This window comes from Streptomyces tritici, assembly GCF_048500665.1.
GTDB lineage: Bacteria > Actinomycetota > Actinomycetes > Streptomycetales > Streptomycetaceae > Streptomyces > Streptomyces tritici.
Map to the genome: position 1 here is coordinate 2,965,115 of NZ_CP183183.1, position 23,329 is coordinate 2,988,443.

General features: G+C 74.2%; 23 protein-coding genes. 8 read left to right on the top strand and 15 right to left on the bottom strand.

Translation table 11 applies throughout. The features are described from left to right. Positions 1–74 precede the first annotated feature (74 nt). Positions 75–431, top strand: coding sequence for a winged helix-turn-helix transcriptional regulator (locus tag ACNJ93_RS13535; RefSeq protein ID WP_418957654.1), 357 nt, complete (start codon positions 75–77; stop codon positions 429–431). 39 nt (positions 432–470) lie between these two features. Here ACNJ93_RS13535 and ACNJ93_RS13540 read toward each other — a convergent pair whose 3' ends face one another. Both ACNJ93_RS13540 and ACNJ93_RS13545 read right to left on the bottom strand, forming a co-directional pair. Further along, complete coding sequence (locus ACNJ93_RS13540) at positions 471–1,688, bottom strand: GNAT family N-acetyltransferase (RefSeq protein ID WP_418957655.1); 1,218 nt, start codon at positions 1,686–1,688, stop codon at positions 471–473. Positions 1,689–1,703: 15 nt separating this feature from the next. Further along, complete coding sequence (locus ACNJ93_RS13545) at positions 1,704–2,138, bottom strand: VOC family protein (protein WP_418957656.1); 435 nt, start codon at positions 2,136–2,138, stop codon at positions 1,704–1,706. A 224-nt stretch (positions 2,139–2,362) separates the two neighbouring features. Between ACNJ93_RS13545 and ACNJ93_RS13550 the strand changes: the two genes are divergently transcribed. Next, positions 2,363–2,548, top strand: coding sequence for a DUF397 domain-containing protein (locus ACNJ93_RS13550; protein WP_418957657.1), 186 nt, complete (start codon positions 2,363–2,365; stop codon positions 2,546–2,548). Then, positions 2,509–3,129, top strand: a complete 621-nt coding sequence (locus ACNJ93_RS13555) for a hypothetical protein (RefSeq protein WP_418957658.1) — start codon at positions 2,509–2,511, stop codon at positions 3,127–3,129. The genes ACNJ93_RS13550 and ACNJ93_RS13555 overlap by 40 nt, the downstream gene beginning before the upstream one ends. Before the next feature lie 638 nt (positions 3,130–3,767). Here ACNJ93_RS13555 and ACNJ93_RS13560 read toward each other — a convergent pair. The 4 genes from ACNJ93_RS13560 to ACNJ93_RS13575 all read right to left on the bottom strand — a co-directional run bounded on the left by ACNJ93_RS13560 (position 3,768) and on the right by ACNJ93_RS13575 (position 8,185). Continuing rightward, positions 3,768–4,274 (bottom strand): DinB family protein, encoded by a 507-nt coding sequence (locus ACNJ93_RS13560; protein ID WP_418957659.1) that lies wholly within the window; start codon positions 4,272–4,274, stop codon positions 3,768–3,770. A 1,253-nt stretch (positions 4,275–5,527) separates the two neighbouring features. After that, the gene (locus tag ACNJ93_RS13565; RefSeq protein ID WP_418957660.1) at positions 5,528–5,923 is read right to left on the bottom strand and encodes a VOC family protein; all 396 of its coding nucleotides are present in this window, start codon (positions 5,921–5,923) and stop codon (positions 5,528–5,530) included. A gap of 99 nt (positions 5,924–6,022) precedes the next feature. After that, entirely contained in the window at positions 6,023–6,907 is an 885-nt protein-coding gene (locus tag ACNJ93_RS13570; RefSeq protein ID WP_418957661.1) for an alpha/beta fold hydrolase, read from the bottom strand. Positions 6,908–7,507: 600 nt separating this feature from the next. Then, positions 7,508–8,185 carry a TetR/AcrR family transcriptional regulator C-terminal domain-containing protein gene (locus tag ACNJ93_RS13575; protein WP_418957662.1) on the bottom strand — a complete coding sequence of 226 codons (678 nt, stop codon included), beginning with the start codon at positions 8,183–8,185 and terminating at the stop codon, positions 7,508–7,510. A gap of 96 nt (positions 8,186–8,281) precedes the next feature. Here ACNJ93_RS13575 and ACNJ93_RS13580 point away from each other — a divergent pair, with 96 nt between their 5' ends. Then, positions 8,282–9,763: an FAD-dependent monooxygenase gene (locus ACNJ93_RS13580; protein WP_418957663.1), complete on the top strand. Its 1,482-nt coding sequence runs from the start codon at positions 8,282–8,284 to the stop codon at positions 9,761–9,763. Positions 9,764–9,834: 71 nt separating this feature from the next. Here the strand turns inward: ACNJ93_RS13580 and ACNJ93_RS13585 are convergent, their stop codons facing one another. Beyond that, complete coding sequence (locus ACNJ93_RS13585; protein WP_418957664.1) at positions 9,835–10,872, bottom strand: saccharopine dehydrogenase family protein; 1,038 nt, start codon at positions 10,870–10,872, stop codon at positions 9,835–9,837. 112 nt (positions 10,873–10,984) lie between these two features. Here ACNJ93_RS13585 and ACNJ93_RS13590 point away from each other — a divergent pair, with 112 nt between their 5' ends. Continuing rightward, positions 10,985–11,938, top strand: a complete 954-nt coding sequence (locus tag ACNJ93_RS13590) for a helix-turn-helix domain-containing protein (RefSeq protein ID WP_418957665.1) — start codon at positions 10,985–10,987, stop codon at positions 11,936–11,938. A 68-nt stretch (positions 11,939–12,006) separates the two neighbouring features. Here ACNJ93_RS13590 and ACNJ93_RS13595 read toward each other — a convergent pair whose 3' ends face one another. Continuing rightward, on the bottom strand, positions 12,007–12,699 hold the full coding sequence (locus ACNJ93_RS13595) for a metal-dependent transcriptional regulator (protein WP_418957666.1): 693 nt from the start codon (positions 12,697–12,699) through the stop codon (positions 12,007–12,009). 161 nt (positions 12,700–12,860) lie between these two features. Between ACNJ93_RS13595 and ACNJ93_RS13600 the strand changes: the two genes are divergently transcribed. Continuing rightward, on the top strand, positions 12,861–13,649 hold the full coding sequence (locus ACNJ93_RS13600) for an SIS domain-containing protein (protein ID WP_418957667.1): 789 nt from the start codon (positions 12,861–12,863) through the stop codon (positions 13,647–13,649). A gap of 88 nt (positions 13,650–13,737) precedes the next feature. On the opposite strand, the gene ACNJ93_RS13605 is transcribed toward ACNJ93_RS13600, so the two are convergent. After that, positions 13,738–15,081, bottom strand: a complete 1,344-nt coding sequence (locus ACNJ93_RS13605; RefSeq protein WP_418957668.1) for a PAS domain-containing protein — start codon at positions 15,079–15,081, stop codon at positions 13,738–13,740. A 131-nt stretch (positions 15,082–15,212) separates the two neighbouring features. Here ACNJ93_RS13605 and ACNJ93_RS13610 point away from each other — a divergent pair, with 131 nt between their 5' ends. Next, entirely contained in the window at positions 15,213–16,667 is a 1,455-nt protein-coding gene (locus ACNJ93_RS13610; RefSeq protein ID WP_418957669.1) for a hypothetical protein, read from the top strand. Between the two features lie 292 nt (positions 16,668–16,959). Here ACNJ93_RS13610 and ACNJ93_RS13615 read toward each other — a convergent pair whose 3' ends face one another. The 3 genes from ACNJ93_RS13615 to ACNJ93_RS13625 are packed head-to-tail and all read right to left on the bottom strand — an operon-like array spanning position 16,960 to position 19,585. Beyond that, the gene (locus ACNJ93_RS13615) at positions 16,960–17,787 is read right to left on the bottom strand and encodes an ABC transporter permease (protein WP_418957670.1); all 828 of its coding nucleotides are present in this window, start codon (positions 17,785–17,787) and stop codon (positions 16,960–16,962) included. Beyond that, positions 17,784–18,773: an ABC transporter ATP-binding protein gene (locus tag ACNJ93_RS13620; RefSeq protein WP_418957671.1), complete on the bottom strand. Its 990-nt coding sequence runs from the start codon at positions 18,771–18,773 to the stop codon at positions 17,784–17,786. Before ACNJ93_RS13620 ends, ACNJ93_RS13615 begins: the two co-directional genes overlap by 4 nt. A gap of 2 nt (positions 18,774–18,775) precedes the next feature. Further along, complete coding sequence (locus tag ACNJ93_RS13625) at positions 18,776–19,585, bottom strand: ABC transporter permease (protein ID WP_418957672.1); 810 nt, start codon at positions 19,583–19,585, stop codon at positions 18,776–18,778. 127 nt (positions 19,586–19,712) lie between these two features. Between ACNJ93_RS13625 and ACNJ93_RS13630 the strand changes: the two genes are divergently transcribed. After that, on the top strand, positions 19,713–20,600 hold the full coding sequence (locus tag ACNJ93_RS13630; RefSeq protein WP_418957673.1) for a winged helix-turn-helix transcriptional regulator: 888 nt from the start codon (positions 19,713–19,715) through the stop codon (positions 20,598–20,600). Here ACNJ93_RS13630 and ACNJ93_RS13635 read toward each other — a convergent pair. From ACNJ93_RS13635 to ACNJ93_RS13645, 3 genes are read right to left on the bottom strand one after another with little or no spacing between them, the layout of a single operon-like run. After that, the gene (locus ACNJ93_RS13635; protein WP_418957674.1) at positions 20,597–21,214 is read right to left on the bottom strand and encodes a hypothetical protein; all 618 of its coding nucleotides are present in this window, start codon (positions 21,212–21,214) and stop codon (positions 20,597–20,599) included. The genes ACNJ93_RS13630 and ACNJ93_RS13635 overlap by 4 nt on opposite strands. Continuing rightward, positions 21,211–22,509, bottom strand: coding sequence for a DUF7224 domain-containing protein (locus ACNJ93_RS13640; protein WP_418957675.1), 1,299 nt, complete (start codon positions 22,507–22,509; stop codon positions 21,211–21,213). Before ACNJ93_RS13640 ends, ACNJ93_RS13635 begins: the two co-directional genes overlap by 4 nt. Further along, positions 22,506–23,315 (bottom strand): ATP-binding cassette domain-containing protein, encoded by an 810-nt coding sequence (locus ACNJ93_RS13645; RefSeq protein WP_418957676.1) that lies wholly within the window; start codon positions 23,313–23,315, stop codon positions 22,506–22,508. The genes ACNJ93_RS13640 and ACNJ93_RS13645 overlap by 4 nt, the downstream gene beginning before the upstream one ends. Positions 23,316–23,329: the final 14 nt, after the last annotated feature.

The window sequence follows — 23,329 nt, forward strand, 5'->3', positions numbered from 1 at the left end:
TCCTCTTGCGGCTCAGTAGAGTTGAGAAGTACGGACTAAATAGTGGGGTACTCACCGAAAGGTAAGCGGCGACGATGACGAACCCGGCACGCCAGGGCCCGTACTTCTGCGGAATCGACGCGGCGATGGACGTCGTCTCGGGCAAGTGGAAGTCCCTGATCCTCTGGGAGCTCCACGAGAACGGCACCCGCCGCTTCGCCGAACTCCGCCGCGGCCTGCCCGGCGTCAGCGAGAAGATGCTGGTCCAGCACCTGCGGGAGATGGAGGAGGACGGCCTGGTGCACCGGAAGGTGCACGCCGTGGTCCCGCCGAAGGTCGAGTACTCCCTCACGGAGCACGGCGTCTCCCTCAACACCGCCCTGGAGTCCCTGGCGCAGTGGGGCCGCGAACGCATCGACCGCATCGGCGCGGAGCGGGTACGGGCGGCCTAGCCGGCTGGTCGGCCGGCGCCCGTCCTCGTACTCCCCCGGTCAGAACCAGTGCAGGCAGTGCGGGGCGCGGTCGGAGCGGAAGAGCGCGTCGGCGAGGGCCGCCGCCTCCGCGTGGTGGGCCCGGACGTGTCCGGCGCGGACGAGCGTGCTGGGAGCGGTGCCGCCGAGGTACACGGACCCCAGGTCGCGTACGTCCAGGGACAGATCGGGCTCCCGGTCCGTCCGTACGCACACCGCCCCTCCGTCCCGGACGGTCAGCAGATAGCGCTCGTGCTCGCCGAGGAACGGATCGTCCACGTCGAGCACGAGCTCGCCGTCCGTGAACCAGCCGCGCGCGGTCAGCGCCCGCGGCACGTCGAGGAGCCGCACCCAGAGCCAGTCGGTGTCGTGCCCCACCTCACCGGCGCGGAAGTCCGCCAGCTGCCAGCGCAGCGGGTGATCCGGCGGGACGTGCTTGAACACCACCCGGGCGACCAGGTCGTGCCCGAGCAGGAAGCGGGCCAGGGCCGTGGAGACGGCGTCGTCCGCGGCGACGGTCTCGTCGACCGTCAGCGTGTCCGGCTCGGTGACCGAGTAGCTGGCGTACCCGTCGGGCACGCCGTCGGCGTCCCGGTGGACGGCGATGTGGCGCGGCGCCGCGGCGACCGGGGGCTGCCCCGCGCCCCGCTCCCACCACCGGTGCGGCCGGGACAGCGCCCCGGGCCGGGCGCGGCGGTACCGGTCGTAGACCTGCTCCAGGATGTCGCCGCAGTCCGCCCGCCTCAGCACCTCGACGGTGCCGGCGGCCCCGGGCCCCCGCGCCGCCCGGGGCGGGGCGAGGTCAGCCTGGTGGCGCTCCACGGTGAGCCGCTGCGTGTACGTGGCGGACCCGTAGCCGAACCGTCCGTAGATCGGGGCCTCGGAAGCGAGCAGCACGGACAGGAACTCGCCCCGCTCCCGCAACTCGCCGAGCTGGTGCCGCATCATCGCGCTGAGCACGCCCTGCCGCCGGTGCGACGGCAGGACGCCGACCGCGGTCACTCCGGCGGCCGGGACGACCGCCCCGCCGGGGAGGGTCAGCTCGAAGCTGTACGCCCCGGCGGTGCCGACGGGCCGCCCGTCCTCCGTCACCGCGAACAGGTTGCGGTCCATCTCCAGCGCCGCCCACCAGACCCCGCGCCCGTCGTCGTCCGGCGTCTCGGGGAAGCGCCCGAAGGCGGTGTGGAGCGTGTCGACGAAGAGGCCGCGTTCCGCCTCGGTCGTGGCACGAACCCGCATGTCAGCCGCCCTCCCTCAGTCGAGACAGAACTCGTTGCCCTCGATGTCCTGCATGTTGATGCAGGACTCGTTCTCCTCGTCGGCGAGCAGGACGTTCACGCACACCGCGCCGAGCGCGACGAGCCGGTCCCGCTCGGCCTCCAGCACGGCCAGGCGCTCGGCGCCCACCAGCCCGGTGCCGACGCGCACGTCGAGGTGCACACGGTTCTTGACGGCCTTGCCCTCGGGCACGCGCTGGAAGTACAACCGCGGGCCCACGCCCGACGGGTCCTTGCACGCGGCCCACGCGCCCCGCTCCTCGGGCGGCAGCGAGAGGTCGTACTCCTCCCACGAGCCGAACCCCTTCGGAGGCGGCGGAAGCACGTACCCCAACACCTCGCACCAGAAGCGCGCGACGCGCTCCGGCTCGGCGCAGTCGAAGGTGACCTGGAACTCCCTGATCGCTGGCATCGGGCCACGGTAGCGCCAGGGGGTCCGCTGCCGTAGATCTTTTTTTTCGCCGGCCCGCTCAGCCGACCGCCCGTCTATGTAGAGGGCCGGGGTGGGAGGTACTTTCTGAGCGAACACCCGGACGCGGGAGACGTATCCGCTCGGTACAGCACCCTGCGGGCGCAGGCGTTCACGCCGGTGGAGTCCGTACGAATCATCTCATCGAGCAGGTGGCACACGCGCCTATGAGCACCGACCTCAGCTGGTTCAAGAGCAGCTACAGCGGCGACCCGGGCGGCGCATGCGTCGAGGTCGCGGCCTGCCCCCGCACCGGCCACGTCCGCGACTCCGAGGACACGTCGATCCCGTCCCTCGCCGTCTCGCCCGCCGCGTGGTCCGCGTTCCTGCGGGAGCTCGCATCCGCCGGCTGATCGAGGGTCTGCGCCGCCGCGCGTACGACCCCGCGCGGCGGCTGGACGAGGTGACGGTGCCGTTGGAGTGGCTGGAGGAGACGTACGGCGCGGAGGCGGCGGCCGAGCGGGCGCTGTCCCTGAGCTTCGTCGGCTCCGGAGTCGTGGCGTACCTGCCGGCCGGTGCGGAGGAGGCGTCGGCGTACTACGCGGACGCCCCGCGCGTACCGCCGCACCCGCCGGCGTCGGCGGCGGAGTGGGAGGCTGCGGAGGCCGCGATCGGCCGGAGACTGCCCGCGCTGCTGCGGCACGTGTACACGGAGGTCGGGGACGGCGGCTTCGGCCCGGACTACGGTCTGCACCGGCTGGCGCAGCTCGTGGAGCTGTACGGGCGCGAGCGGAAGCCGTGGCTGCGGCTGGTGGAGTGCGGCTGCGCGACGGCGTGGTACGTGCCGCTGGAGGACACGGCGGCGGCCCCGCTCGTCGTCCGGTACGAGGACGACGGCCCCGGTGCCGAGCGAGGCATCACGCACGCGACGCTCCCCCTCGACGCGTGGCTGGACGAGTGGTCACGCGCTGCCGCCGTGCCCCGTACGAGGTGACGTTGCCAGGCGTACGCGGTGGGCCCCTCGTGGGCGGCATCGCTCGGCCGGCTCGGGCCAAAAGCATGGCTGCAAGGGGTGGACGCGGTCGCGGGACGCGGGTGGGACCGCCCTCTTTCCGAGAGTCGCACCTTCCGGCGGTGCGTCAAGGGCGCTCCTACGTCGCGTCGCTCCGCGATGGCCTACGGCCACCCTTGACCCACCGCCGGAAGCCGCGAAAAACCTCTCGGAGGGCGGTCCGGGGGCCGGGGTCCACGCAGGGGCCCATCTGCCACCAGCGCCGTGGGCGACTGCGCGCTGGGTGGGTGGATGGGGGCGCGGCAGTGGAGTGGGGTGCCCATTGCCGTCTCGGCGGCGTGGGGCCGTCGGTGTGTTCGGCACATGCCCCGCTGGTCATTGCCCGGTGGGGGGACCAAGGCCCGGGATTGTGACAGGTGTTGCCTGGTGTGGCGGGGGCGACGAGGAGGGCGCGGCGCTCGGGCCGGGCCGGAACCGAAATTGCACGTGAACGGCGGCAAGGGGTGCCAGTGGGGCTGGTGTTGTCTCGTGTGACGGGGGAGGGGGACGGCGGCACCTTCAGGACTCCGTTCCGGCGAACGGAAGGCAGCCGGCCGCCTCACTTCCGCGGAGAGCAGAGCTCAGCGGCCGACGGCGCCGTCGGCCTGTTCGCGGAGGATGTCGGCGTGACCTGCGTGGCGGGCGGTCTCCTCGATCATGTGGACCAGGACCCACCGCAGTGATCGCACCGCGCCGGCCGTGCCTGCGGGACGGGCGCAGCGGCGGTTCAGGTCGTCGTGACGGGCGACGATGCGGTTGGAGCGTTCGACGGCCCGACGGTAGGCGGCGAAGAGGACTTCCGCTTTGTCGGCCTCGGCAAGCTCCATGCCGAAGTCCGGGTGGGCGACGTCCTCACCCTCGAAGGCCCAGGCGAACCAGTAGGTCTCCGCTGCGGTCAGGTGCTTGACGAGGCCGAAGACGCTGGTACCGGACTCCACGCCGGGTGTGCGCCCCTTGCCGTCGTCCAGCCCTTCAGCCTTCGCGGCCACGGCGTCACGGAGGTAGTTCAGAAACGCGAGCAGCGTCGACTTCTCGTCAGGACCCTCAGCGGGCGGCCCCACGTCTCTGCGCTCCTCCGTCGCGGTCACCGAGCCACCGTAGAGGATCAGTTGCCACGCGCGTCAACGCCCCTTCCACGCACATGCGTTGCGGCCTGTCTCCGTCCGCGTTCGGTTGCGCCCGGGCCAGATCGTCGGCCGTCCGCGTCGTAAAGGAGCCCGAGCAGCGCGGCCGTCACCTCCCCCGTCACACCAGGCGACTTCCGCCCCCTCCGAATGCCTCGCGGACGCCTCCGGGGCACGCTCCGTTACGCCCGGGACCGGTTTTCCGCACGCCTGGGACGTAACGCGGAAATCAACGCGCGCCCATCCCCCACCCTCGCCACACGAAACAACACCCGCCCCAACCAGGCACCTCGCAGCCCGTTCCCGTCCGCGTTCGGTTGCGCCCGGGCCGGACCGCCGGCCGTCCACGCCGTAACGGAGCCCGAGCAGCGCGGCCGTCACCTCCCCCGTCACACGTGGCAACACCGGCCCCCGCGAGGGCGCTTGGGGTCCGTTCCCGTGCACGTTCGGTTGCGCCCGGGCCGGGTCGTCGGCCGTCCGCGTCGTAACGCAGCCCTCAACGCCTCGCCGCCTCCCTCCCCCGCCCCAACCAAGACCTCGCCGGCCGTTCTCGTTCGCGTTCGGTTACGCCCGGGGCCGGATCTCTCCCTGCCCGCGCCTCAACGTGGCACTCAACCCGCCGCCGTCCCCCACCCTCGTCACACAAGACGACACCCGTCTCACCCAGGCCCCTTGGGGTCCGTTACCGTGCGCGTTCGGTTGCGCCCCGAGCCGAATCGTCAGCTGTCCGCGTCGTAACTCGGTATTCAACGCGCCCCCGTCCCCCACCCTCGTCACACGAGACAACACCGGTCCCGTCCGCACCACTTGCCGTCGTTCGCGTGCGCTTTCCGTTCCAACCCCCTACCCCTCCCACCCCTCCCCCCACCGGGCAATGACCAGCGAGGCATGCACCGCACACACCCACGGCCCCCATGCCGCCGAGACGGCAATGGGCACCCCACTCCACTGCCGCGCAACACCACCCAACCAGCCCGACGGCCGCCCACGGCGCTCGCGGGCAGACGGCCCCCCGCGCGGACCCCCGCCCCCGGCCGCCCTCCGAGTGTGAAAAGGGCCCTGGAGGTGCCGGGGCAAGGGTGGAGCGACAGCGGAATCGCGAAGCGACGCGACGTAAGGAGCGCCCTTGACGCGGCGCCTCCAGGGACCACACTCGGAAAGAGGGCGGCCGCACCAGAAGCCCGCCAGGCCGGCTCGCCCCCAGCGCCCCCGCGGCGTCAGCCGCGTGCCCTCAGTACGTCCACGTAGTGCTGGTTGTACATCACGCCCAGGACGTTGCCGAACGGGTCCGTCACCGAGGCCGTGACGAAGCCGGGGCCTCGCTCCGTGAGGGGTTCGTACTCCTTCGCGCCCAGGGACAGCAACCTGTCCACCGCCGCGGGCACGTCGTCGACGTGCCAGTACACGATGGCGCCGCCCGGGCCGGGGGCCGCCGCCTCCGGGGCGTAGCGGCTGTCGATGAGACCCAGTTCGTGCTGGTGGTCGCCGAGGCGGAACTCCGCGTACCCCGGGCGCTCGAAGTACGGCTCCACCCCCAGCAGTTCCGTGTACCAGCGCTTCGCCTCCGCCAAATCGGAGGTCCAGAAGCTGACGGTGGTGAGACCTCGCAACACGGCAGTTCCCCTTCGCAGTTCCCATCCCGCTCCCCGGGCTGTGCCCCGACCGTAGGGGGTCATCAGGTCAGGTTCTGGCCTAGTTGCGCCCGCCGGCCCCTACGGGGTCAGGACCCCGTTCAGGAACGGTTCGATGGCCTCGCGCCACGCGTCGGGGTGGTCGTAGTGGAGGAAATGGCCGGCGTCGGGGATCTCGGCGTACGCGCCGTGCGGCAGGACGCGGACCATCTCCTGCGCCTCCGCGCGGCCCAGTTCGCCGTCGAGGCCGCGGACGACGAGCGTGGGGCAGCGGACCTGCGCGAGGGAGTCCCAGTGCGCGTCGTGCACCCATGTCTCGCGGGACGTGAGCATCTGCGCCGGATCGAACACCGGACGCCAGCCGTCCACCGACTCCGTCATCACCTCGGCGAAGAACTCGCCGCGCCCCGGGTTCGGGTGCTCGACCCAGGGGTCGTCCGCGCCGAACCACTTCCGTACGTCGGCGAGCGTGGCGAACGGGACCGGCCACGAGCGGAACCAGTCCGCCCACTCGCGCTGGGAGGCCGCGCCGAGCGCGGAGGCGCGCATGTCGCAGATGACCAGGGCGCGGACGAGGTCGGGCCGTTCCGCCGCGAGCTGCCAGGCGGTGAGCGCGCCCATGGAGTGGCCGACGAGAGTCACGGGGCCGAGCCCGAGCTGTTCGACCGCGGCCGCCGCGTCCGCCACGTACGCCTCGCGCGTGAACGGGCCGGCGGGGGGCTTCTCGCTGAGGCCGTGGCCCCGCTGGTCGAGCGCGACCACGCGGTGCCGGGCGGAGAGCCAGCGGGCCGTGGGCGCCCAGTGGGTCGCCCGGCCCATCAGGCCGTGGAGGAGTAACACCCCGGAGGCGGGGGCGGGCGCGAGCACGTCCGCGGGTTCCCGTCCGGCCCCTCGGCGCGGTTCCGCGAACTCCCAGGCAGCCAGGCGTACGCCGTCGGCTCCGGTGACATCGATGCGTCGCATCATGCTCCTGGCACCCCCTCTTCGACTCTTCGATCGAGCGTCGTACCTGAATGTGAAGGGCTCGAAGCCACATGCCGCGTGCGCCGTCGAGCTCCGCCAGACTATCGAACCTGTATTCGAAAATGCGGTTCTGCCGCGCAACACCCCACCTTCGAGTGACATCGCTCAAGGATTGGCGCGCGCCGCCGAGGGGAGATCTTCTGCGGGGGGCGGACCGCTCGGGGAAACCGGTCCGAAGGGGTCGACCCTGGGAGCTCGGGGCTCCGGGTCGGCACAGGGGAGGACAGGCCCCGGCGTCCATGGGCGCCGGGGCCCTCGCCCGTCCGCACCCGTCCGTCCGGCCGCACCCGTCCGTCCGTCGGCGCCCGTCCGTCCGCTCGCCGCGTCGCCGGCATCCTCCGGCCCCCTCCCCGACCCGACCGGCCCACCACCCCGGTCCCCTTGCCCCCAGCGTGGCACGCCGAGGGGGCGCGCGGGGCCATTCCGCCGTAAACCGGGCTGTCCACTTCACGCCGTTCACGCCGTACGGCGACCCCGACGCCCCTCGCCGACCCCCGCCTTCCCGACCCCGACCCCGCCCCCGCTCCCGCTCCCGCCCCCGCGTCAGCCCTCCCGGCCGGCCGCCTCCGGGGCGTACCGGGCCTCGATGCCCGCCACGATCAGCCGGAGGCCCTCCTCGAAGCGGTCGTCGTAGTCGGCGAAGATCTCCTTCCCGGCCGCCGCCGCCAGCGGGTAGTCGGGCGCGAGCCGACCGGTGCGCTCCTCCACGTCGAAGCCCTCGCGCAGTTCGCCGGGGCCCCGCTGCATGCCCTGCTCCTCCGTCACGAAGCCGAGCGTGAACATGTACGCCGTCGTGCTCGCCCGGACCGCCTGGCGCAGCCCGAAGCCCGCGTCCACCAGCGCGCGCAGCTGCTCCTCCATGTCGGCGGCGAAGTCGTCGGCGGTGAAACGGGCGCCGCTGTAGACCTTCGCGCCGTCGCGGTACCGCAGGAGTCCGGCACGCAGGCCGCGGTTGACGGCGAGGATCCGCTCCTGCCAGCTCACGTCGCCGGACGGGCGGGCGGCGGGGTCGGCGACCATCCGCCGGTACATCACCGTCGCCATCTCGTCGAGCAGCGCCTGCTTGTTCTTGAAGTGCCAGTACAGCGCGGGCGCCTGGACGTTCAGCTCGCCGGCGATGGCCCGCAGGGTGAGCCCCTCCAGGCCCTTCTCGTTCAGGAGGCCCAGAGCGACCTCCGCGACCTGCGCGGGATCGATCCGGTTCGTCTTCTTCGTCGCCACGCCGCCACGGTAGCCGCGCTTGACAACTTAACAGCGTTAAGGGAATGCTCCTGCGGCGTGGGCTTAACGTCGTTAAGGAACTCTGGAGGTCTTCCCGTGCCCGTCCACAGCACCGCTCCCCTCGACACCGACGTCCTCATCGCCGGCGCCGGCCCCACCGGCCTCGTCCTCGCCCTCGACCTCGCCCGCCGGGGCGTGCGCACGGTGCTCCTGGAGAAGGCGGACCGGCTGTTCCCCGGCTCGCGCGGCAAGGGGCTCCAGCCGCGCAGCCTGGAGGTCCTCGACGACCTCGGCGCGCTGCCCGGGATCCTGGCCTCCGCCTCGGAGTACCTGCGGATGCGTGCCTGGCAGGGCGCCGAGCCGCAGCACGAGTGGGACATGATCGAGCGCGCCGAGCCGAGCGAGCAGGTCCCGTACGCGAACGCCCTCCTCATCCCGCAGTCCCGCACCCAGGAGGTGCTGTACGAGCGGCTGCGGGAGCTGGGCGGCTCCGTCCGCTTCGGGGCCGGGCTCACCGCCTTCCGTCAGACCGCGGAGGGCGTCGAGGCGGAGCTCTCCGGCGGGGACACCGTCCGCGCGGCGTACCTCGTCGGCGCCGACGGCGGGCGCTCGACCGTCCGCCGCGCGCTGGGCCTCGGCATGGCCGGCGAGACCGTCGATCCGCACCCGATGCTCGTCGCGGACGTGCGCCTCGCGCCCGGCGCGGTCGTCGACCGCCGCAACTGGCACATCTGGCCCACGGCGGAGGGCGGCGGCATCGCCCTGTGCCCGCTGCCCGGCGGCGAGGGCGACGGGTTCCAGCTCGTCGCGGGCTTCGAGGACGTCGACGCGACCGTCGACACCGCCCCGGACGCCGTGCGCAAGCTGATCGCCGCCCGTACGCCGGTCACCGCGGCGGAGGTGATCGAGGTGCGGTGGGCCTCGGACTTCCGGGCCCGCGCGGCGATGGCCGAACGGTTCCGCGAGGGCCGGGTCTTCCTCGCCGGCGACGCCGCGCACATCCACTCCCCCGCCGGCGGCCAGGGCCTCAACACCAGCGTCCAGGACGCCTACAACCTCGGCTGGAAGCTCGGCCAGGTGCTGCGGCACGGCGCGCCCGAGGCGCTGCTCGACACGTACGAGGAGGAGCGCCTGCCCGTCGCCGCGGACGTCCTCGGCATCACCACCCGCATCCACCGGGCGAGCACCGACGGGGAGAACACCCAGCGCGGCGACGAGGTGCGGCAGCTCGGCGTCGGCTACCGCGGGTCCTCGCTCGCCGTGGAGACACGGACCGGCCTGCCGGACGGGGCGCTGCGGGCCGGCGACCGCGCGCCGGACGGGCCGTACGAGGGCGGGCGGCTCTTCGACGCCTTCCGCGGCCCGCACTTCACGCTGCTCGCGGTGGGGGTGGAGCCGCCGGCCGTCGACGTGGGCGGCAGCGGCAGCGGCAGCGCCCTCCGGGCGGTGCGCCTCGGCGCGTACGAGGCGTACGGGCGCGGCCTGTTCCTGATCCGGCCGGACGGGTACGTGGGCTGGGCGGGCGCGTCCGCGTCGGCGGGGCTGGCCGCGTACCTGGCGCGCGTCGGCGCGTCCTGACCGACGCGCGCCCCCATCCTGCCCTCGCTCCCACCCAAAAGCCGCCCGCCTGAAGCCCTGCCAAGGCCCTGCTAAATGCCCTGCGCCAAGGTCACGTGTCCGGACAGGGCCCGCAGGAAGTCCGGGGCGTCGAAGGCCGCGCCCGCGGAGAGGACCCCCGTGGCCTTCGTCCGGCCGGTGAGGATCCGGTCGACTGCCTCGACGGCGAGCGGCGCGCTGACCGCGTAGATGTCCCGGCCGGACACGGCGGCACGGCGCTCCTCGCCGCCGGAGGTGACGCGCACGTCGACGAGGAAGGTCTGTGCCGACCGGCCGCGCTCGTCGACGGCGGCCGGCGCGGCGGCGCCGGGGGCGGCCAGGTCGGCGGCGGCGTTCACGGTCATGTACGTGCGCACCTCCGGGACGGCGAGGTGGCTGGGGACGGTGACCACGTCGGCCATGGTGAACTCGCCGAGGACGTCCTGCGGGCCGAGCGGGTCCGGGAACGGCCACCGCAGGGCCGGCAGGGCGTCGTCGTGGTATGTCAACTCGCCGCCCGTGAAGCGGACCCGGCGGCCGGCCCGCCGCTCGTGGGACACCGTGCCGGAGGCGAGCGTCCCGCCGGTGGGGTGCCAGCTGCTCAGGGCGTACGCCACGTGCACCTCGTCGGCCGTCGTCCGGTCGCCCAGCGCGGCGGTCACCAGCAGGTCGCCGAGGCCGCCGAAGAAGGCCATCGCGGGGACGGCCACGACGCCGGCGTCCCGCGCCCGGTCCGCGAACCGCGCGAAGGTGTCGCGGTTCGCCTCGATCTCGGCGGCCACGTCGACGTACGGGATCCCGGCCCGCAGCGCCGCCTCGACGAGCGGGGCGGCGGTGGCGGCGAAGGGCCCGGCGCAGTTGATCACGGCGGCGGCGCCGCGCAGTGCGCGGTCGAGCGCCGCCGGGTCGTCGACCGCCGCCTGGCGGCCCTCCAGGCCCGGCAGTTCCCCGGCCAGCGCCTTCAGCGCGACCGCGTCGCGGCCGACGAGCAGCGGGACGTACCCGCGCTCGCGCAGCTCCGCGACGACGAACCGCCCGGTGTGCCCGTACGCCCCGTACACCGCGACGACGTCGTTCCGCACCGCACCCATGTCCACTCCCGTCTGCCCGCCCAGGTCCTGTCCTGGTCCCGTACGCAGATCCTGTCGCCGCGGCGCGTCGTCTCCCAGTGTCCGGAACGACATGACCCATACACTTCCGGACATGGCTTCCGCCCCGCGCCGCCGATCCGTCGCCATCGCCGCGACCGACGGGATGCTGCACTTCGAACTGGCCCTGGCCCAGGAGGTCTTCGGCTCCGCCCCGGCCGCGCTGCCGGGCCCCTGGTACGACCTCACCGTGTGCGGGGCGCGCGCCGTGCGGGTCGGGCGGTTCCTGCTGGAGCCGGACCGCGGGCTCGACGGGCTCGCGGAGGCCGACACCGTGATCGTCCCGGCGCTCGCGGACGTGGACGAGGAGCCGCCGGCCGAGCTGGTCGCGGCGGTGCGCGCGGCGTACGAGGCGGGCGCGGTGGTGGCGTCGCTGTGCACGGGGGTCTTCGCCCTCGCCGCCGCGGGCCTGCTCGACGGGCTGCGCGCGACCACGCACTGGGCGCACACCGACGAGCTGGCCGCCCGCCACCCGCGGGTCGAGGTCGACCCGGACGTGCTGTACGTCGACAACGGCCGGGTGCTGACCTCGGCCGGCAAGGCGGCGGCGATGGACCTGTGCCTGCACCTGGTGCGCCGCGACCACGGCTCGGCGGTCGCCAACGTGGTCGCCCGGCGGCTGGTCGTGCCGCCGCATCGTGAGGGCGGCCAGGCACAGTTCGTCAGCACGCCCGTACCGGCCCGGGACGGCCATCCTCTGGCGGAGCTGCTGCCGTGGGTGATGGGGCGGCTCGACCGGCCGCTGACGGTCGAGGACCTGGCCCGGCGGGCACACATGAGCTCACGCCATCTGGCGCGGCACTTCCGCGCCGTGACGGGCACGACGCCGCTGCAGTGGCTGCTGGCCCAGCGGATCCGGCGCGCGCAGGAGCTGCTGGAGAGCACCGACGACAGCGTGGAGACGATCGCCGCGGCGGCGGGCATGGGCACGGCGACGACGCTGCGCCGCCACTTCCAGCGGACGGTCGGCGTCCCGCCGGACACCTACCGCCGCACGTTCCGCGGCTAGCGGGTGCCCGGGGGAAGCCAGGGTCCGGGTCCGGGTCCGGGAAGGGAAGGTGCCCGGAAAGGTGTGCGCTACCGCTTCGCCACGAAGACGTGGGAGGCGATCTCCGCGTCGAGCTCCGCCGCCTCGCCGCTGCTGCCGACGAGCACGCCGCCCGGCGAGTCGGTGACGCTGACCACCGAGCCGGGCTGCACGCCGGCCCGTCGCAGGGTGTACATCAGCTGGGCGTCGGTCTGGATCGGTTCGCCGATGCGGCGGACGATCACCGTCTTGCCGTCCGTACCGGGGTCCAGGTCGGCCAGCGACACCATGGAGTCGTCGAGGAACGCCTCGGCCTCCGCCTTCTCGCCCAGCTCGTCGAGGCCCGGGATCGGGTTGCCGTAGGGCGACTCGGTCGGGTGGCGCAGCAGCTCCAGGACGCGCCGCTCCACCGCCTCGCTCATCACGTGCTCCCAGCGGCAGGCCTCGGCGTGGACCTGTTCCCACTCCAGGCCGATCACGTCGACGAGCAGGCACTCCGCGAGGCGGTGCTTGCGCATCACGCGGGTGGCGAGCTTGCGGCCCTCCTCGGTGAGCTCCAGGTGGCGGTCGCTGGCGACGGCCACCAGGCCGTCGCGCTCCATGCGGGCCACCGTCTGGCTGACCGTCGGACCGCTCTGGTCCAGCCGCTCGGCGATCCGGGCGCGCATCGGGACGACGCCTTCCTCCTCGAGTTCGAGGATGGTGCGGAGATACATCTCCGTGGTGTCGATCAGTCCGGACATACGTGCCCCTCGATTGAGTCGTGCGCTGGCCCTGCACCAATTCTTGCGCATGTCGCGGACAACCGTGCCCAGCCGTCTGCATACCGGGCAGAGGCAGTATTGACAGAGCAATGGTCCAGACCGCACCGTGATCGGCGACCACGACGAGAAGGGGCTTCGGTATGGGCGAGAGCGCGCGCGGGGACGGCGGGAGCGGCGGCGGCGGAAAACTGCCCGACCGGTTCTTCGACGCGGCGATCGGCCTGCTCCAGCGGGTCCGGGACGAGGACGCGGCGGAGATCGCCGCGGCGGGCGCCGCGATCGCCGACACGGTGGCCTCCGGGGGCCGGCTGTTCGCGTTCGGCGCGGGGCACTCCTCGCTCGCCGCGCAGGACGTCGTCTACCGGGCGGGCGGCTTCGCGCTGATGAACCTGCTGGCGGTACCGGGGGTCGTCGGCGTCGACGTCATGCCGGCCACGCTGGGCTCCGCGCTGGAGCGGGTGGACGGGCTCGCGGGCGCGGTCCTGGACTCCTCGCCGGCGAGGGCGGGCGACCTGCTGTTCGTCGTCTCGCTGTCCGGGCGCAACGCGCTGCCGGTGGAGATGGCGATGAACGCGCGGGCGCTCGGGCTCACGGTGATCGGCGTGACGTCGGTGGCGTACGCCTCGGAGACGAAGTCCCGCCACGTGTCGGGCACGTACCTGAAGGACCACTGCGACATCGTCCTGGACTCGAAGATCGCGGTCGGCGACGCGGAGCTGACGCACGAGGGCATCGAGGCGCCCTTCGCGCCCGCGTCGACAGTGGTGACCAGCGCGCTGATGCAGGCCACGATGGCCGCGGCGGCGGAGGAGCTGGTCGCCCGCGGCATCGAGCCGCCCCTGCTGCGCTCGGGCAACGTGGACGGCGGTCACGAGTGGAACGGCCGCGTGATGACCGAGTACGCGGACCGGATCTTCTACCGCGCCTGACCCGGTCCGCCGCCGCGCCCGGCCCCGATCCTCTCCCGCGCCTGACCCCCGCCCGTCAGGCGCTCGGTGGGCGGCGCGGCCGGGTGCCTCACCGGCCCCGTAGTGCCTCCGCCAGGTCCAGGGAGGCGGCCAGGCGGGTCGTGACCGTCTCCGCGTAGACCGCGTCCGGGCGTTCGAAGGGCGGGCGGGACGCGGAGCGCAGGAAGGTCGCGATGCCGAGGGTGCGGCCCCGGCTGCGCAGCGGGATGCACAGGGCGTGGGCCGCGTCGCCCGGCCAGCGGCGTTCGGCGGCCCACTCCCCCGCGGCGTGCGGCCGGCCCGCGCCGGCGGAGGCGCGGACGGGGCCGGTGCGGGCCAGCGCCTGCAGGGCCGGATGCCCGTCCGGGTACGGGACGGGCACCCCGCCGCCCGCGACGGGCGCGACGGGGCCCGGCGCGCCCGTCGGGGTGGCCGCGGCCCGGACGAGGCGGCGCTCGTCGGCGGTGACGTCGAGCAGCGCGTGGTCGGCGAAGCCCGCGACGGCGAAGTCCAGCAGGACGGTCGCGGCCTCCATCGGGTCCTCGCACTCCGCGGCGGCGGCCCCGGCGCGGTGCAACTGGCTGCTGCGGAAGCGCAGCCGGTCGGCCTCCTGCTCGGCGAGCCGGGCCTCGGTGACGTCCTGGAACAGCCAGCCGACGCCCAGCGGCACGGGCTCCTCGGCGAGCGGCGAGGCCAGCCGCAGGAAGCCGCTGCGCCAGCAGCGCCGCCGCTCCTCGCCGTCGCCGCGCAGCGTCACCCACATCTCGGCCAGCCCGGGCGGCGCGCCCTCGGCGAGGACGTGCTGGAGGGCGCCCTCGACCTCCTCGACGCCCTGGGCGATCAGCTCGCCGAGCGGGCGGCCGAGGGCGGTGGTGCGGCCGGTGCCGAGCGCGCGGGCGGCGCGGGCGTTGACGACGGCGGGCCGCAGGTCGACGTCGACGAGGACGACGCCCCAGGAGGCGTCCTCGAAGAGGGCCTCGCTGAGCGCGATGGACCGCTCCAGGTCGATCTGCGCGTGGACCTCGCTGAAGGCGCAGTACACGCCGGCCGGCTGCCCGTCCGCGCCGCGCACCCCGGCGGACTGGGTGCGGACGAGGACGCGTCCGCCGTCCTTCCGGAGCAGCGCGAACTCGTGGACCTGGCGGCCGGGGGCGTGCATGGCGGCCATGAGCCGCCCGAGCACCTCGTCGGCGTCGGCCGGGCGGGCCGCCCAGCCGGCGAAACCGCGCCGCCCGACGGCCTGTTCGGCGGGCCAGCCGAGGATCCGCTCGGCCTCCCGGTTCCAGTGCGTGACGGTCCCGTCCGCGTCGAAGGCGCACAGGGCCGCGTCCATCCCGTCGAGCAGGGCGGCCAAAAGGTCGCCCCCGGGCCCTTCGGCCCGTCGCTCCGCGGTCCCACTTCCGGCAGCACTCATCCCGGCACCCCCTGCAGGACGGTGTGTACGCGTACGCCCGATCCGCACGCCCCGGTCATTCAACTCGAACGTGACGCAGGACACACCTGATTCGAGGAAATCGTTGCATGCCGGAAACGAGCATGAGGGGCATGCACACCGAATTCGTCCTGAGGGGCCTGGGCGCCAACCCGGCGCTGCCCGCCCGCCTGTTGCGCCCGCTGCTGGAGTGCGGGGTCCTGGGGCGGGTGGCCGAGCACCTGTACGAGGATCCGCCGCCGGCGCTGGTGGAGGAGCTCGCGGCCTCCGGGCACGAGGTGGTGCTGCGGTGGCTCGCCGGCGCCCCGGGTCTCCCGGACGGCGTCTACCGTGGGCTCGCGGCGCACCCGGCGTACGAGGTCCGTGGGCAGCTGACCCGGGTGGCCGACCAGCTGCCCGGGGACGTGCTCGACCTGCTGGTCGCCGACCCGCGCCCGCTCGTGCGGCAGTTCCTCGCCCGGAACGCGGACGCCCCGGCCGACGTGCTCGCCCGCCTGGCGGAGGATCCGGATCCGGAGGTGCGGATCGAGCTGGCGCAGTGGTGGGTGGCCGCGCCCGAGGACGTACGGCGCAGGCTGCTCGCCGACCCGGAGCCCAGGGTCCGCAAGGCGGCCTGCTCGACGTACTTCCGCCGCCTGCCGCACCCGGCCCCGCCGGCCGAACTGATCCCGGCGCTGCTGGCCGACCCGGCGACCCGGGCGGGCGTGGTGGCCCATCTGGATCCGCTGACGCCGGAGACGGCGGCCGCGCTGGCGGCGGACGAGGACGAGGAGGTGCGCGGCGCGGTGGCCGCGCATCCGGCGCTGCCCGCGGCGCTGCGGGACGTACTGGCCCGGGACGCGGACCCGGTCGTCCGGGCCGCGGTCTTGGTCCGGGAGGACACTCCGGAGGAGCTGCGGGCGGAGATCTACGCGTACCTGCGGGCCGGGGAGGCGCGGGCACGGCGGTTCCTGGAGGAGGGGTGCAGCGACGAGGACGTGTTCTGCCGGCTGGCCCTGGCCGGTCTGGACTTCCGCACCGTCGCGTGGGTGCGGGCCGACCCGCTGCGGCACCTCGATTCGCCGTACCCGTTCTTCCGGCACTCGGCGGCGCGCGCCGCGGGGCTGCCCCCGGAGGCCGTGGCGCGGCTGCTGGACGACGAGGACCAGTACGTCCGCCTGGTCACCGTCCGGTGTCACCGCGACACCCTCGACCCGGCCGCCGTGGAGCGCGTGGAGCGGGCCCACAAGGACACCAGGAAGCCGGCGGACCGGCCCTCCGACCGGTACGCGTACCCGGTCGCGTATCTGCGGCGCTTCGCGACCGACCCCGATCCGCGGATGCGGGCGCTGGCCCCGCGCGACCCGGAGCTGCCCGTCCCGCACCTGGAGGAGCTGGCGACCGATCCCGACGCCCGGGTGCGCACCGCCGTCGCCGACCACCCCCGGCTGCCGCTCGCCTACCTGCTCGCGCTCGTCTCCGACGGGAACCCCGGCGTGGCCGAAGCCGCGGGCCGGAACCCCGGTCTGCCGGTCGGCTCGATGGCGCGGATCATCGCGGAGCACGCGGCCGGGACATCCGCCGATTAGCGGCCGGAAGATCCGCCGATTAATTCGCTTGAACCCCTCCCGGCACCCTCTTAGTGTGTGGGCACACGCGAAAGGAGGTGATCCGAAAAAATGGTTTCTTTTCGGACTCGTGAGGTGACTGCGGGCTAAGGCCTGCCGTCGCACTCTGTGCACCTCGGCAGGCCCCTGCCGAACACCAACGCAGTCACCCGACCCGTGGGCCGCCGGTAAGTCCGGCCGGCTCCCGTCCGAACTCGAGCGGACGGGACCAAGGCCCACGGGTCGTCTGCGTTTCCGGGCTCCTCCCGAGCGCTCACGCCAGGGACAGCGTGCCCGTGCGCTGGGCCCTCGCCTCGCCCGCCTTCAGGATCAGCGCGGCCCCGGCCAGGAGCAGCAGGCTGAGGCCGGCCAGGCCGGCCAGCGGGCCCGCGAGGTCCGTGAGGGTGCGGTGGTCCAGGAGGGCGCCGCGCAGGACCACCAGGCTGCCGGTGAGCGGGAAGACGGCGCCGACGATCTGGACCGCCGCCGGGAGGGCGAAGTTCGGCAGGCGGACGCCCGCCACGAACCACAGCGGCTCGTCCAGGATCGTGTAGAGGAACGTCGAGTCGCGCGAGAACACCAGCAGGCTGTTCAGGAACGCGCCCCACGCCACCGCCGGGATCAGCAGGGCCAGGAAGACCACCCCGTACATCCACCACGCGGACACCGACAGCGCGCCGAAGCCGGTCAGGGCGGCGACGGTGAAGCAGGTCAGCAGCCAGGCGTTCTGGACCAGCGCCCCGGCGCCGTTCGCGAGCATCAGGGTCAGCCGGCCCGCCGGGGAGAGGAACAGCAGCTCCAGGGTGCCGGTGCTGCGCTCGAAGGCGAAGTGCCAGGCGGACTGGACGAGCGAGAAGAAGAACGCGTAGGCGAGGGTGCCGGTGGCCAGGAACGCGAGGAGGCGTTCGGGGTCGGCGGCGAGGGGCCAGTTCGCGGCGGCCGGGGAGGCGGTCGCGACCGGCCGCAGGGTGTAGTAGGTCGTGGCGAGCTGGAGCACCGGCCAGACCAGCATCGAGAAGACGACGAGCGGCTGGCCGAAGAGGCGGCGGTGCTGCTTGAGGGCCTCCGCGGCGAAGACGCGCAGGGCGTGCCGCAGGTTCATCCGGCCACCCCCGCGAGCGCCCGGGCCTCGCCGTCGGCCAGCCGCAGGATCGCGTCCTCCAGGCTGGCTTCGGCGATCTCCAGGCCGCCGATCGAGCCGCCGGCCCCGACGATCGCGGCGGCCAGCGGTCCTGCGACGTCGTCGGGGTGGCTCAGGACGAGCAGTTCGCCGCCGTCGGGGCGCGGCTCGCGGCGCGCGCCGAAGCGGTCGGCGACGGCGGCGGTGGCCGGGCCGGGGTTGGTGACGGTCAGCCGGACGGTGCGGTGGCTGCCGGTGGCGGCCTTGAGCTCGGCGGGGCTGCCCTGGGCGAGGTGGCGGCCCTCGGAGATCACGTACACGTGGCCGCAGAGCTCCTCGACCTCGGTGAGGTAGTGGGAGGTCAGGAGCACGCCCGTGCCGGCGGCGGCCAGTTCGGCCACGACCTTGCGCAGGTCGCGGGCGATCGGGGCGTCGAGGCCGAGGGTGGGTTCGTCGAGGAGCAGGTAGGCGGGGCGGTTGATGAGGCCGCGGGCGATGGCGAGGCGCTGGGTCATGCCGCGGGAGTAGCGCTCGACGGCGGTGTCGGCGGCGTCCGTGAGGCCGACGAGATCGAGGAGTTCGGCGATGCGGGTGCGCAGTTCGGCGCGGGGGACGTCGTAGAGCTGGCCGAAGTACCAGAGGTTCTCGGCGCCGGTCATGCGGTGGTAGACCATGCGCTCGCCGCCCGCGATGAGGTTGATCCGGCGGCGTACGGCGCGGGCGTCGGCGACGGTGTCGAGGCCGTCGACCCGGACGGTTCCGGCGCTGGGGCGCAGCAGGGTGGCGAGGATCTTGATGGTGGTGGTCTTGCCGGCGCCGTTGAGGCCGAGGAGGCCGGTGATGCGGCCGGCGGGGATGTCGAGGTCGAGGCCGTCGACGGCGCGCTTGGTGCCGCGCGGGCCGAAGAGGCCCTTGTCCCGTACGGGGAAGTCCTTGCGCAGTCCGCGCACCTGGATGCCGGTCGTCATCGTCAGTAGGTCCTTTCCACGGCGCGGGCCTCGGCCCGCGGCAGGTACAGCAGGCCGAGCAGCAGGTAGCCGGCGGCGACGAGGGCGGCGGCGCCCAGCCGCGGCAGGAGTTCGGCGAGGGTCTGGCCGCCGGTGGTCGCGCCGTGCAGGACGTCGACGGCGGCGGTGGTGGGCAGCAGTTCGGCGAGCCACTGGGCCCAGTCCGGGAGGTAGCTGCGGGGGAAGGTGTAGCCGCCGAGCAGGCCGAGGACGATGAAGACGGTGTTCTGCGAGATGTGCGCCTCGCCGGCGGCGATCATCAGCCCGCCGAGGCCGACGCAGAGCGCGAAGACGGTGCCGAGCAGGGCGAGCGCGCCGAGCAGCAGGGCGAGGGGCGAGGACACGGGGATCGCGATGCCGAAGGCGGCGATGACGACGCCGAGGGCGAGGAACTCGACGAGGCTGCTGGTGACGGCGAAGCCGGTGAAGCCGAGCAGGTAGGGGAAGCGGCCGGCGGGCGCGACGAGCAGCGCGCCGAGGGTGCCCTCGCGCTGTTCGGTGATCAGCGCCTTGGCGGACCAGAGGATCAGGCGGACGGTGAACTGGAAGGCGGTCGCGCCGACGGCGAGGTAGGCCAGGTAGGCGGTGGTGCCGGTGCCGGCCGTGAAGTCGTCGGCGACGGCGCCGTCGGCGACGGCGTGGAAGCCGAGGTACGCCAGCGCGATGGCGAGCGCGGCGGGCAGCACGGTGCCGACGGCGTACGACCACGGATAGGCGCGGCGCGTCATCAGCCAGGTGCGCCGTGCGGTTGCCCAGGCGACGGGCACGGACATCTCCCCCTGTGGATCGGCGAGACCAGTGAGTCTCTTTTGGGAACTAACTCGCGGGACGAGAGAGTTTCTATCGGGAACTCACTCCGTGGCGCAAGATGGGAACGCCGGACCGTAAGGAGAGACCGCGATGCCCCGAGCCGTACCCGACCGCGACACCGCGTGCGCCGTCGCGCAGGCGGCCGCCGTCATCGGCGACTGGTGGAGCCTGCTGCTCGTGCGGGAGGCGGCCCGCGGCCGGCACCGCTTCGACGAGCTGCAGCGCGAGCTGGACATCTCCCGCAAGGTGCTCACCGAGCGGCTCGGGCACCTCGTGGACTCGGGCGTCCTGGAGAAGGTCGCGTACCAGCGGAACCCGGTCCGGTACGAGTACCGGCTCACCGACGCGGGCCGCGCCCTGCTGCCCGTGCTCGTCGCCATGCAGGACTGGGCCGACCGCTGGGTCCTCGGCGACGGCCGGCTCACCGCCCTCGCCGACGAGGACGGCCCCGAGGCGCACCGCGTCCACGACCTGCCCGGCGCACGGCTGCCCGCCGGGCTGCTGCTGCCGGCGCACACCGGCGGCGAGCTGGACCCGGTCGACGCGGACGCGGCCGCGACCGTCCTGTTCTGCTACCCCGCCACCGGCCGGCCGAGCCCGCTGCCGGAGGGCTGGAACGACATCCCCGGCACGCTCGGCTGCACCCTGGAGAACCGGCTGTTCCGGGACGCGTACCCGGACTTCACCGCGGCCGGCATCGCGGTACGCGGCGTCTCCGCCCAACGCCCGGACGAACAACGGGCGTTCGCGGCGGAGGAGGACCTGCCGTTCCTCCTCCTCTCCGACACCGACCACCGCCTCTCGGCGGCCCTGCGCCTCCCCACGTTCCGCACCGGACAGATGCTCCGGTTCAAGCGCCTGGTCCTGGTCCTGGACCGGGCCCGGACCGTACGCCACGTCCAGTTCCCGGTCACCGACATCCCCGCCGCCGTGGAGACGGCCCTGGAACAGGCCCGGGCCCTGGCGGGGAACGCCTAGCGCTGCTCCGCCCGTTCGGCCGCGCGCGGCGAGCCGGTGGCCGCGGCGACGGCGCCGACGAACCACAGCAGCCCGGCCACCACGGCGGCGGAGGTGCTCGACGCCGGGTGCAGGGCCCAGGCCCACGGCTCGGGCGTGTTGTCGAAGCGCACCCCGAGGAGCAGCGTGGGACCGAACATGCCGAGCGGCGGCAGCCACGCCAGGCCGCTGCCGAACAGCCGGGCCCCGATCATGCCGAGCCCCAGGTAGCCGACCGCGTTGCGCGCCGCGGCGAGGCACACCTCGCCCGTCGCCCCGGCCGCCAGCGGCAGGGCGCTCAGGGCCAGCGCGCAGCCGAGCAGCACCAGCAGGTGCACCGCGCGGTGCCGCCGCATCGGCTGGGCGGCGGTCCGCTCCAGTTCGGCCATCGGCGAGAACAGCGTGCCGGCCAGGAGCACCGCGTACGCGAGCGGGGCGAGCTCCGCGACGGGCACGCTGAAGTCGACGAGGTAGCGGAACTCCGGCACCGCCACGCGCCGGCTCGCGAACGCCGTCGTCACCAGCGCGACGGCCGTGGCGCTGCCGACGGCCACGGGCAGACCGCGGCTGCGGGCGAAGGCGACCGCGGCGTTCACCGGGGCGGCGGGGGGACGGGCCGGCAGGACCGGACGGCCTCGGCGGACTGCTCGATCCAGGCGTCCTGGGCGGCGCGCGGGGCGCGGGCGATCCGTTCGAGGGCGGCGCCGAACCGCTCGCCGTAGTACTCGGACGGGACGCCGATGCGCTGACGCACGGCCGCCTCGAACAGGAAGGTGTCCGGATAGCCGCCGAGTTCGTCCCTCACCTTCGGCTCGCAGCCCTCGGGCGGCAACGGGAGCGACGCGGCGAACATGGCATCGGCCAACTGCTCCTCGGTCTGCGCCGGGCTCGTCAGCGGGAGTTCGGCCGTGGCGCCGGCCGGCCGGTCCAGGCCGGTGGCGTAGAAGCCGCGGTTGAGGCCCTTCAGTCCGCCGAGGCCGGTGTCGACGCGGCGGGCCGCCGCGCGGGCGTGGGCAAGGAGGTGCCGGTCCTCCGGCCACAGGCAGGCGGTGGTCCGGCCGCTCGTCGCGCAGACGGGTGCGGCGGGCTGCTCCTTGCGCACGGCCCAGTACGGGTCGGGCTTCGGCGTCGGGAACGACACCAGCGCCCCGCCGGCGGCCAGCGCGACGAGGCCGAGCGCCACGGGGGCGTACGGCCGGGGGCGGGCGGCGGGGCGCAGCAGCGCCGGCAGCGCGGGCAGGAGCAGCGCCAGCGCCAGGCACCACACTCCGGCGACGAGCATCCGGGGGGTGTTCGGCGCGAAGACGGTGTCCCAGTGCTCGTCGACGGCCGGGACGAGCTTGTTCAGCGGGCTGTCGGGCAGGAACCCGAGGACGACGAACAGGCCGTACCAGAAGACCCCGGCGAAGGGGGCGACGACGCGGGACGGCAGCGCGAGGCCGACGGCCACGCCGAAGCCGGTCTGCAGGGCGAGCACGGCGGCGCCGAGGAGCAGCGGCGCCCACACCGGCGCGGTGAGCTCGCTGACGGCGGCGGTCCGGGCGAACGCGACGGCGGCGAGCACGGCGTAGCCGAGCAGGGCGCACAGCCAGGCCGCCAGACCCACCACGAGGGCCTGCGTCCAGCCGCTGCGGGCGGCCGTCTCCGCGAGCGGGAGGGTGCGATGCCGGTGGGCGCGGCCGGCGCCCCAGGCGGCGGCGCTGCTCGTCACCGAGCCCATGACGATCACGCCGAACAGCTGGACCTGCAGGCTGGTCTGCGTCCACCAGCCGATCCAGTCGCTCTGCGCGGGGCTCTCCGAGGCGAGGTACCAGCAGCCGATCGCGGTCATGGCCGCGGCGGCCCACTTGGCCTCGCCGCGCCGCAGCTCGGTCAGCAGGACGCGGATCATCCGGTCACCGCCTGCGCGCCGGCCAGATGCAGGTACCCGGCCTCCACGGAGGTGCCGTTCACCTCGGGCTCCGCGTCCGCGCCGCCGTCCCGCGCGGGCAGGGCGCACAGCTCGGCGACGGTGCCGGTGAACCGGGTCCGTCCTTCGAGCAGGACGGCGACGTGGTCGCAGACGTGCGCCACGTCCTCGGCCAGGTGGGTGCTCATCACGACGGCGCAGCGCTCGCCGAGGCTTCGGATCAGACCGCGGAAGCCGACGCGCTGCGCCGGGTCGAGGCCGACGGTCGGCTCGTCGAGGAGGACCAGCGAGGGCTGGTTGACGACGGCCTGCGCGATGCCGACGCGGCGCAGCATGCCCCCGGACAGCGCCCCCATGCGGCGGTCGGCGTGCTGCTCCATCTCGACCAGGCGCAGGGCCTCGCGGGCCCGGTCCCGGCGCTCGGCCGAGGGCACCTTGCGCAGCCAGGCCGCGTACTCGGTGAACTCCAGGACGGTGAACTTCGGGTAGAAGCCGAACGACTGCGGCAGCACGCCGATGCTGCGGCGGACCCGTTGTACCGCCGCTCCCTTCGGGTCCGGCTCGCCGAGCAGGGTGACCGTGCCGGCGGTGGGCCGGCGGGCGGTGCTCAGCAGGGAGAGCAGGGTGCTCTTGCCCGCGCCGTTGGGACCGAGGAGCCCGGTGACGCCGGAGGCGAAGCCCAGCGAGACGCCGTCGAGTGCGGTGGACTGTCCGTACCGGACCGTCACGGACGCGACGGCCGCGGCCGGCACAGGGCCGGCCGCGGCGACGTTGTTGCTCAAGGACACGGTGTTCCCTGTGG

What these genes read in the sequence shown, in the direction of transcription:
- ACNJ93_RS13535 (WP_418957654.1), top strand. Translation starts at nt 75, where the DNA reads ATGACGAACCCGGCACGCCAGGGCCCGTACTTCTGCGGAATCGACGCG.
- ACNJ93_RS13540 (WP_418957655.1), bottom strand. Translation starts at nt 1,688, where the DNA reads ATGCGGGTTCGTGCCACGACCGAGGCGGAACGCGGCCTCTTCGTCGAC.
- ACNJ93_RS13545 (WP_418957656.1), bottom strand. Translation starts at nt 2,138, where the DNA reads ATGCCAGCGATCAGGGAGTTCCAGGTCACCTTCGACTGCGCCGAGCCG.
- ACNJ93_RS13550 (WP_418957657.1), top strand. Translation starts at nt 2,363, where the DNA reads ATGAGCACCGACCTCAGCTGGTTCAAGAGCAGCTACAGCGGCGACCCG.
- ACNJ93_RS13570 (WP_418957661.1), bottom strand. Translation starts at nt 6,907, where the DNA reads ATGATGCGACGCATCGATGTCACCGGAGCCGACGGCGTACGCCTGGCT.
- ACNJ93_RS13585 (WP_418957664.1), bottom strand. Translation starts at nt 10,872, where the DNA reads ATGGGTGCGGTGCGGAACGACGTCGTCGCGGTGTACGGGGCGTACGGG.
- ACNJ93_RS13590 (WP_418957665.1), top strand. Translation starts at nt 10,985, where the DNA reads ATGGCTTCCGCCCCGCGCCGCCGATCCGTCGCCATCGCCGCGACCGAC.
- ACNJ93_RS13595 (WP_418957666.1), bottom strand. Translation starts at nt 12,699, where the DNA reads ATGTCCGGACTGATCGACACCACGGAGATGTATCTCCGCACCATCCTC.
- ACNJ93_RS13600 (WP_418957667.1), top strand. Translation starts at nt 12,861, where the DNA reads ATGGGCGAGAGCGCGCGCGGGGACGGCGGGAGCGGCGGCGGCGGAAAA.
- ACNJ93_RS13605 (WP_418957668.1), bottom strand. Translation starts at nt 15,081, where the DNA reads ATGAGTGCTGCCGGAAGTGGGACCGCGGAGCGACGGGCCGAAGGGCCC.
- ACNJ93_RS13610 (WP_418957669.1), top strand. Translation starts at nt 15,213, where the DNA reads ATGCACACCGAATTCGTCCTGAGGGGCCTGGGCGCCAACCCGGCGCTG.
- ACNJ93_RS13615 (WP_418957670.1), bottom strand. Translation starts at nt 17,787, where the DNA reads ATGAACCTGCGGCACGCCCTGCGCGTCTTCGCCGCGGAGGCCCTCAAG.
- ACNJ93_RS13620 (WP_418957671.1), bottom strand. Translation starts at nt 18,773, where the DNA reads ATGACGACCGGCATCCAGGTGCGCGGACTGCGCAAGGACTTCCCCGTA.
- ACNJ93_RS13625 (WP_418957672.1), bottom strand. Translation starts at nt 19,585, where the DNA reads ATGTCCGTGCCCGTCGCCTGGGCAACCGCACGGCGCACCTGGCTGATG.
- ACNJ93_RS13630 (WP_418957673.1), top strand. Translation starts at nt 19,713, where the DNA reads ATGCCCCGAGCCGTACCCGACCGCGACACCGCGTGCGCCGTCGCGCAG.
- ACNJ93_RS13640 (WP_418957675.1), bottom strand. Translation starts at nt 22,509, where the DNA reads ATGATCCGCGTCCTGCTGACCGAGCTGCGGCGCGGCGAGGCCAAGTGG.